We start from the raw sequence: 359 nt of genomic DNA, 5'->3' as shown, positions 1-359 counted from the left end.
GGAGACCGATGCGGATGTGATCGCGTTCTGCGGCGTCAAGTTCATGGCCGATACCGCCAAGATCCTCAGCCCGGAAAAGATCGTGGTCCTGCCCGACATGGATGCAGGCTGTTCTCTGGAAGACAGCTGCCCGCCCGAAAAGTTCAAGGCTTTCCGCGAGGCGCATCCCGATCACATCGCGCTGACCTACATCAATTGCTCGACCGAGGTGAAGGCGCTCTCCGACGTGATCGTCACCAGCTCCAGCGCGGAAACGATCATCAGCCAGATCCCCGAAGACCAGAAGATCATCTTCGGGCCGGACCGGCATCTGGGCGGATATCTCAGCCGCAAATTCAACCGCGAAATGCTGCTGTGGC

The 359-nt window shown here is 59.3% G+C and carries 1 protein-coding gene; it reads left to right on the top strand.

Annotation, left to right across the window (positions count from 1 at the left end; translation table 11 throughout):
* Nucleotides 1-359: quinolinate synthase NadA (gene nadA, locus A3736_RS06000; RefSeq protein ID WP_197465509.1), on the top strand; the 359-nt coding region annotated here is incomplete at both ends.

The sequence above is a fragment of the Erythrobacter sp. HI0063 genome (assembly GCF_001635685.1).
Taxonomy (GTDB): domain Bacteria; phylum Pseudomonadota; class Alphaproteobacteria; order Sphingomonadales; family Sphingomonadaceae; genus Qipengyuania.
This window is presented reverse-complemented; position numbering and strand designations above follow the sequence as displayed.